This is a genomic window from Accumulibacter sp., from assembly GCF_032229525.1.
Taxonomy (GTDB): domain Bacteria; phylum Pseudomonadota; class Gammaproteobacteria; order Burkholderiales; family Rhodocyclaceae; genus Accumulibacter.
Map to the genome: position 1 here is coordinate 1 of NZ_JAVTWB010000089.1, position 7,084 is coordinate 7,084.

Consider the following 7,084-nt stretch of genomic DNA (forward strand, 5'->3'; position numbering starts at 1 on the left):
GTGCTCAGTGAAAACGCCGTGGCCGGAACGCCCTTCAGGATTTCCGGTTTGAGCACAGTCGCAAGGTTCGGGCCCTTGGCGGTGATCTTGGCGTCGACTGTCGGCGTCTTTCCGCCGAGGTCGACCGAGCCATCGAAGCCGAAGACGCTGCCCCCGGCTTGCGCATCTCTGCTGCTGATGCGTAGCCGAGACCCCTGCAGGCTGACTTTGCCGGTCAGATCGTAGCTGCCAGAAGGTACATAGGCGGCTTGCTCGTCGCCAAGAAACAGACCGACGAAACCGGCGAGGTCTGGTCCCGTCATCCGTGGCTCGAATTCAACGAGCGTGTCGGGGTGTCGGAAATCCATCAGCCCGGTGGCCGATAGCTGATCGTCGGCGATCTTGGCGGCGAAGCTGTCTATGCGCAGCTGATCAGCCCGCAGCGAGAACTCGCCGTCGATGCGGCTGGGAACGGGGACAGGCGTTGCCACGCGGAAGCCCCGGGCACGTGCCAGTTCGCGCAGATCGGGCGAGCTGGCACGATAGCGAAAGGTCGAGCCGACGAGGCCCTTTTCCCGAGTCAGCTGGCCCGAGACTTCGCCAGTTGTGTTGCCGAGGGCGAAGTGGCCCTGCAACTGGTCGCCGCCGCCGGCAGCCTTGCGCTTGATGCTGGCCTTGACGCTCAGCGGCAGCGCTGGCAGGAATGCCACCGAAAACAGCTGGCCGATCTTCTGCAGGTTCTCTGCCTTTGCGCTAAGGTCCAGCTCGAGATCGCTCAGTTGTGGAAACTTGTGGGCAACGCCTGATGTCTCGATGGTGAACTCGCGGCTGACGAAGAACAGCTTCCTGAGCTGCAGCTCCTGCCCCCTGCGACTGGCATCCACCTGCACGGTGTAGGCTTGTGCGGGGAGATTGTCGAAGCCCACTAGCCTGCCCAGAGCGCCGATATCGGGACCCTCCGAATCGAGGACCAGGGAGAACTCGTCGGAAGAACTGCTGATCTTTTTTGCCAGCCTGGCGTCGACATTGAACTCGCCGAAGTTGCCCTTCAGCCGGCCATCCAGACCATCGCTGGCGGGAACGACATGAGCCTGCAGACTGACTTTGCCCCTGGTCACCTCGGGCAGCTGAAACGTCTTGAGTACTTCCCCGGCATCGTCCGCGAGCAGCTCGAGATCGAGACGCGGCCCGCTGCCCTCAGAAAGCTGATCGAAGCGGCCGCTTGCCGCGAGGCTGACGACGTCCGCGCTGAGGCCGAAGCGATAGTCGATGGCGCCGCCGGCAATGAGTTCGGAGAAAGGGCCGATCTGGCCCTGCAAGTGGAAGGCGCGTTCCTTTACCGTGGCGTCGGCAGCAATCAGCAGGCGATCTTCCGCATCCATGTGCTGGTCCGCATGGACGACATTGATCACCAGGTCGGCGGTCAGGGCAGGATGGCTGACCCGGATTTCAACGTTGCTCAGCGCGGTTTCGCGGAGCAGCAGGTGGAGGGGGGTGGCAGGCTTCTCGGCGTCTTTCCGGGCAGAGCGCATATCCCAGTTGAATTGTTTTTCCCTGGTCCACTCGAGGAACAGCTGGGCATCATCCGCCTGCGCGTTGCTGATCAGGATCGGGCCGCGAATCAGGCTCCAGAGGTCGATGGAAACCGACAGCTTTTCCGCGCTGAGCATGTTCGGCTGCTTGCTCCATGCTGGATTCAGCCAGCGGATCCGGGAGCCGCTGATGGTCGTGACCCGACCGACGCTGATGGCGAAGTCGCCGTCGACATGGAACGGGCGATCGGTCAGGGCAGTAACGCCTTTCTCAAGCGCCGCTCGCATGCGATCGTCGTCGAGCAGCAGCCAGCTCGACACACTGACGATGGCCACGGTCAGTACCGCCAGGGCCAGCAAGAGGTAGGCCGGCCAGCGGCGACGCCTGGCGCTCGAATCGGGAACGGTGTTCATTGGTCAGCCTTGCGGTGCTTCGGTCTTGTCAGGTTAATGTGAAAGTCGCGTACGCGACTCACGACTTTCCCTTCTCCCCAGCGCGGGAGAAGGGCCGGGGAAGAGGGGGGGCGGTCATGACTTTCATGATCTGGGGTATCTCGACATGTCATGACCGTTAGCCGCAGGCGGCAGCGGATGGCTAGAAGACGATTACCTGGCGCACCGCTGCGCCGGCAGCGAGACGGTCGAAGCCGGTATTGATCTCGTCCAACGACAGCCGGCGGTGGTCACCGACCATGGTCCCCGCGCCGTTGGCGGCCGCGCCCAGTTCGACGGTGTCGACCGAGACCGGGCGCGATTGCGCGTAGGGGGAAGGCATCTGCATGCGGTCGAGCACTGCGGCGCTGATCTTCATGGTTGTCTCTTCTTGGGCTGGGCTTCGCCGTCGCAGCATAGCGCGGATGCGGCTAGCGCTGCAGGCGAGGAGCGCTCGCGTATGGTGGTCCGTTGGGTGGGGGGCGTCGCGCAGGTGGCGGGAATCACGGCCACCGCCCCGCCAACCCTCGCCAGACCATGGGCATGTCGCGCGGCAAGCTTCCCGGTCGGGGTGCTTGCAGGCGGCCTGTAGTGGCAAGCGCAAGGACATCAGGTGCTGGCCTTGCCTGTGCCTCGACGCTGCTCAGTGACTGGCGAAAACGCTGCTGGAGCCGTTGCGCTTGACGAGGAGTGTGTCGTAGGGGACGGGGCGTGGGCTTTCCATCCCCGGAGAGCCTGCTGGCATCGACGGCACGGCCAGTCCGAGGGCTTTCGGCTTTTCCTTGAGCAGGCGCTGGATATCCGTGGCCGGGACGTGGCCTTCGATGACGTAGCCGCCGACCTTGGCGGTGTGGCAGGAGCCATATTTTTCCGGCATGCCCAGCTTCTCGCGGTTTGCCGGCACATCATCGATATTGTGGGTTGTCACCTCGAAGCCGTTCTCGCGCAGATGCTCGACCCAGCCGCCACAGCAACTGCAACTGGCGTTCTTGAAGACCTCGACGCGTGGAGCGCCCTGGGCGAAGGCGTTGGCCCCTGAGAGCAAGGCAAGCGCAAACAAGATACTGACTGATTTCATGACGGGTTCTCTTTCCGCGGGACGAGGCGAGTATTGTGCACAGCCCGGGCTCACCGCAAGCTGACGCTTCGATTACATTCCCGTTATCTTTGTGGGCTGTCGATCCCTTGCCGGCATGCGCACCGAACTGCCTGCACCGCGGCTACATCAGAACCCAGAAAGCAAAAAGCCCAACCTTGTGGGTTGGGCTAGCTGCTTGCATCTCGTGGTAGGTCGGGCGAGGCTCGAACTCGCGACCAATGGATTAAAAGTCCACTGCTCTACCAACTGAGCTACCGACCCCCGAAAGAGGTCGGATTATAGGGAAGGGCTTGGGGGCTGTCAATGAAATCGGCAGAGATAAGGCGTTCGATTTCTGGTCGTGACGCCGGGATCGCCCGGGCCTTTCGTGTTCTCGGGATGTTGAGCTGGCACCGCGAGCGCTGTTGGCAGCCACTCGATCGGCGGCGACTGGGGCGATGGTCGGTTGGCTCACCAGGTGGTGAAAACCGCCGCACGGCGGCGCCGGTTGTGCCAAAAAAAAGGGCGCCATGCGGCGCCCGAAGGGAGAGAGCTCTTTGTCGGTGGATCGGCTCAGTAGTGGTACGCCGATTCGCCGTGTGAGGTGATGTCGAGTCCTTCGCGTTCCTCGTCTTCCGGGACACGCAGACCGATCAGCATGTCGACCAGTTTGAAAGCGACCACGGAGACGACACCCGACCAGACGATCACCGTGCCGACGCCCCACAACTGGCTGATCACCTGCGCGCCCATGTCGTACTCGCCGACAGCGTTGGCGACGTAGTCATAGACCCCGGTGCCGCCAAGCGACGGGGCGGCGAAGACGCCGGTCAGGATCGCGCCAAGAACGCCGCCGACGCCATGGACACCGAAGACGTCGAGCGAATCGTCCGCGCCGAGTATGCGCTTCAGTCCATTGACACCCCAGAGGCAGATTACGCCCGCCAGCAGGCCGATGACGATGGCGCCCATGACGCCGACGAAGCCGGCTGCCGGGGTGATCGCTACCAGGCCTGCGACCGCACCGGATGCAGCACCGAGCATCGAAGGCTTGCCCTTGAGCAGCCATTCAGCAAGCATCCAGGACATGGTCGCGCAAGCAGTTGCCAGCCAGGTATTGACCATCGCCAGCGCCGAGCCACCGCTCGCTTCGAGTGCCGAGCCGGCGTTGAAACCGAACCAGCCGACCCATAGCAGCGAGGCACCGATCATGGTGAAGGTGAGGCTGTGCGGCGCCATCGATTCGCGACCGTAGCCGATCCGCTTGCCGATCATGAAGGCACCCACCAGGCCGGCAACGGCGGCGTTGATGTGCACCACGGTGCCGCCGGCGAAGTCGAGCGCGCCTTTCTGGAACAGGAAGCCAGCTGTTGCGCCTGCCGCCTCGGCGGCTGCTGCGTCGACATAGGCATCGGGGCCCGCCCAGTACCACACCATGTGCGCCATCGGTGCGTAGGACAGCGTGAACCAGATCACCATGAACACCAGAATGGCGGCGAACTTGGCGCGTTCGGCGAAGGCGCCGACGATCAGGCAGCAGGTGATCGCCGCGAAAGCGCCCTGGAAGATGACGAAGGTGAACTCGGAGATGAACACGCCCTTGGAGAACGTCGCGCCGAGTGAGTCGGCGGTCACGCCTTTCAGGAAGACCTTGTCGAGCACACCAAAGAAACTGCCACCTTCAGTGAACGCCAGCGAGTAGCCGTAGACCACCCAGAGCACGCTGATCAGCGCGAAGGTCACGAAGACCTGCATCAACACCGAGAGCATGTTCTTGGTGCGCACCAGACCACCGTAGAAGAGGGCCAGTCCCGGCAGAGACATCAGGATGACCAGCGCGGCACAGACCATGATCCAGGCGTTGTCTGCCTTGTTGAGTACCGGAGCGGGTACTGCTGCCGCGGGTTCAGCGCTGGCGGTGGCCACCATGGCGGCCGGTGTCGCCTGCGCAGCCGCAACCGCAGTGCTTGTTGCAGCGCTTGCTGCCGGGGTCTCGTCAGCCCAGGCCGGCGCAGCGATGCCGATAGCGCCGACCAGGGCGAGAATGGTAAGAAGGTGTTTCATGGCAGGCTCCTCAAAGTGCTTCCTCACCGGTTTCGCCGGTGCGGATGCGGACGACTTCTTCAATTCGCGAGACAAAAATCTTGCCGTCGCCGATCTTTCCCGTGCTGGCCGATTTCTCGATGGCTTCGATCACCTGTTCGAGAATGTCGTCCTTGATCGCGGCTTCGACCTTTACCTTGGGCAGAAAGTCGACGACGTATTCGGCGCCGCGATACAGCTCGGTGTGACCCTTTTGCCGTCCGAAGCCCTTGACTTCGGTGACCGTGATGCCCTGTACGCCGATCGCCGATAGCGCCTCGCGTACTTCGTCAAGCTTGAACGGCTTGATGATGGCGGTAACGAGTTTCATGTTGCACTCCCTGTCAGGGAAGGTCGGAGCCTTCCCGGTTGAACAAAAAATAGCTAGAAGCTGCGGCTGACGGAAACGATGGCGATACCCCGGCCGGCGTCCTCGGTGTGCGAACCCGTGGAGAGGGTTCCGTTGTTGTCGGACAGGGAATTGCTGAAGCAATAGAACTGTCCCTTGCTGCAGCTGCCGTTGGCATTGGTGTCGACGTAGGAAGCGGCCACTACCCAGCCGTTGATATCCTTGGTTACGCCGAGTTTCCAGTCGGTGTAATCACCGTTGTGGACATTCTTCAGGTTGAGTGTCCCGACATGGCCATTGATCCCCCAGCCATCGCCAAGGTCGTAGTTGGCCGACAGATCGAGATACTGGGTGCCACTTGTACTCTTGCCGGTAGCGACGCCGGCGCTATTCACGCCACGCAAGGAAAAGTAATCGTCGGTCGCGTAGGAGTACTTCAAGGACAGGAACTTCCACGAGCCGCCGATATACAGCTCCGTGTTGCTTACGGCTCCGGAACTCTTGCCGCCGCTGAGAGCGCTGGCATCAGAACCCGGGTAGTAGTAGTAGATGGCGCCGACGTCGAGTCCGAAGTCCTCGAAGGCCGCCTTGTAACCTCCGTAGAAGTCCATTTCCAGGTTGCCGTCCGGGAAGCCGGCACCGGAGCTGACGTTCGAGTTCCAGTTGCCAAGGTAGAAACCGCTGGCGTGAGCGTAATCGAAACCACCTTGCAGGGCAGGCTTGCCGAACGTCTGGTCGATGCCGCGGAAACGGTAGCTGCTGAACAGTCCCAGATTGCCCGTCAGGCTATGCGGACTGGCCGAGGTTGACGGTTCGGCCTCGCTTGCCTGGGCCAAGCCTGGCGCGGCAAGTGCCGCAGAGAGAGTAGCAGCCAGAACAATGCTTTTCATGTTTGACCCCTCGTCGAGAGAAAAAGGAAATACTGGTCAGTGCTAAGCACTTTCCGTGCCAGTCAGATTATTGTTATAAATCATTACTGTAAAATCAGTGACCGCCATGTCTCGTCACTTGTTGCACTGCGATAGCGCAGCGTCCGATGGCGATGCACGAAAATGGTGCGTGACCTGCGCGGCGCCACCCCTGTGCTAGACTCAGCCCACCCCGAAACCACTTGCGCCTGCGGTGATTACCATGCTCGACCCGAGAATCCTTGAAGACCTTGGCAGCCGACTGGGTGCCATCCTTGCCGCCAGTCCGGCCGCCGATATCGAGAAAAACGCTCGCACACTGCTCGCCAGCTTCTTTTCCAAGCTCGATCTGGTCAGTCGTGAGGAGTTCGATATCCAGACGCAGGTCCTGCAGCGCACGAGGGAAAAGCTGAAGGCGCTCGAGGCGCGGCTGGAGCGGCTGGAAAACCCGCCCGATCAGGCAGGCTGAACCCGGCAGGCCTGTTCTCAGCTGCTTCTCGCGACTTCGATCGCCCGTTCTCGCCCTGCCTCGACGAACCCCCGCAATGGCTCTTGCCATCGTTCATAGCCGCGGACTGGACGGCCTTTCGGCTCCCGAAGTCGCGGTCGAGGTGCATCTGGCGGGCGGCCTGCCGAGCGTCACGCTGGTTGGCCTGCCCGATACCGAGGTCAAGGAAGCGCGCGACCGCGTCAGGGCGGCGCTGCAGAACTCCGGCTTCAGCTT

Annotated in this window: 8 protein-coding genes and 1 tRNA gene; 2 read left to right on the forward strand and 7 right to left on the reverse strand. The window is 62.2% G+C overall.

What is annotated here, in order from left to right; all coding sequences use genetic code 11:
- From RUW20_RS05290 to RUW20_RS05320, 7 genes are all read right to left on the reverse strand, one after another.
- Nucleotides 1-1,925 (reverse strand): AsmA family protein (locus RUW20_RS05290; RefSeq protein ID WP_313951151.1); only part of this gene is annotated, 1,925 nt, incomplete at its 3' end.
- Between the two features lie 181 nt (nt 1,926-2,106).
- Complete coding sequence (locus tag RUW20_RS05295; RefSeq protein WP_313951152.1) at nt 2,107-2,322, reverse strand: hypothetical protein; 216 nt, start codon at nt 2,320-2,322, stop codon at nt 2,107-2,109.
- A 264-nt stretch (nt 2,323-2,586) separates the two neighbouring features.
- Nucleotides 2,587-3,021: a DUF411 domain-containing protein gene (locus RUW20_RS05300; RefSeq protein WP_313951153.1), complete on the reverse strand. Its 435-nt coding sequence runs from the start codon at nt 3,019-3,021 to the stop codon at nt 2,587-2,589.
- 206 nt (nt 3,022-3,227) lie between these two features.
- Nucleotides 3,228-3,303: transfer RNA gene (locus RUW20_RS05305), tRNA-Lys, on the reverse strand.
- Nucleotides 3,304-3,594: 291 nt separating this feature from the next.
- Nucleotides 3,595-5,085 (reverse strand): ammonium transporter, encoded by a 1,491-nt coding sequence (locus tag RUW20_RS05310; protein WP_313951154.1) that lies wholly within the window; start codon nt 5,083-5,085, stop codon nt 3,595-3,597.
- A gap of 10 nt (nt 5,086-5,095) precedes the next feature.
- Nucleotides 5,096-5,434 carry a P-II family nitrogen regulator gene (gene glnK / locus RUW20_RS05315; protein WP_313951155.1) on the reverse strand — a complete coding sequence of 113 codons (339 nt, stop codon included), beginning with the start codon at nt 5,432-5,434 and terminating at the stop codon, nt 5,096-5,098.
- A 53-nt stretch (nt 5,435-5,487) separates the two neighbouring features.
- A complete protein-coding gene (locus tag RUW20_RS05320) occupies nt 5,488-6,342 on the reverse strand; it encodes a TorF family putative porin (protein ID WP_313951156.1) in 855 nt (284 codons plus the stop codon).
- Between the two features lie 241 nt (nt 6,343-6,583).
- On the opposite strand from RUW20_RS05320, the gene RUW20_RS05325 reads away from it, so the two are divergent.
- Nucleotides 6,584-6,829, forward strand: a complete 246-nt coding sequence (locus RUW20_RS05325; protein ID WP_313951157.1) for an accessory factor UbiK family protein — start codon at nt 6,584-6,586, stop codon at nt 6,827-6,829.
- Between the two features lie 76 nt (nt 6,830-6,905).
- Nucleotides 6,906-7,084 (forward strand): magnesium chelatase domain-containing protein (locus tag RUW20_RS05330; RefSeq protein WP_313951166.1); only part of this gene is annotated, 179 nt, incomplete at its 3' end.

Excerpts from the sequence above, each read along its gene's own strand:
- RUW20_RS05310 (WP_313951154.1), bottom strand. The coding sequence starts at position 5,085 with ATGAAACACCTTCTTACCATTCTCGCCCTGGTCGGCGCTATCGGCATC.
- RUW20_RS05325 (WP_313951157.1), top strand. The coding sequence starts at position 6,584 with ATGCTCGACCCGAGAATCCTTGAAGACCTTGGCAGCCGACTGGGTGCC.
- RUW20_RS05300 (WP_313951153.1), bottom strand. The coding sequence starts at position 3,021 with ATGAAATCAGTCAGTATCTTGTTTGCGCTTGCCTTGCTCTCAGGGGCC.
- glnK (WP_313951155.1), bottom strand. The coding sequence starts at position 5,434 with ATGAAACTCGTTACCGCCATCATCAAGCCGTTCAAGCTTGACGAAGTA.
- RUW20_RS05295 (WP_313951152.1), bottom strand. The coding sequence starts at position 2,322 with ATGAAGATCAGCGCCGCAGTGCTCGACCGCATGCAGATGCCTTCCCCC.
- RUW20_RS05320 (WP_313951156.1), bottom strand. The coding sequence starts at position 6,342 with ATGAAAAGCATTGTTCTGGCTGCTACTCTCTCTGCGGCACTTGCCGCG.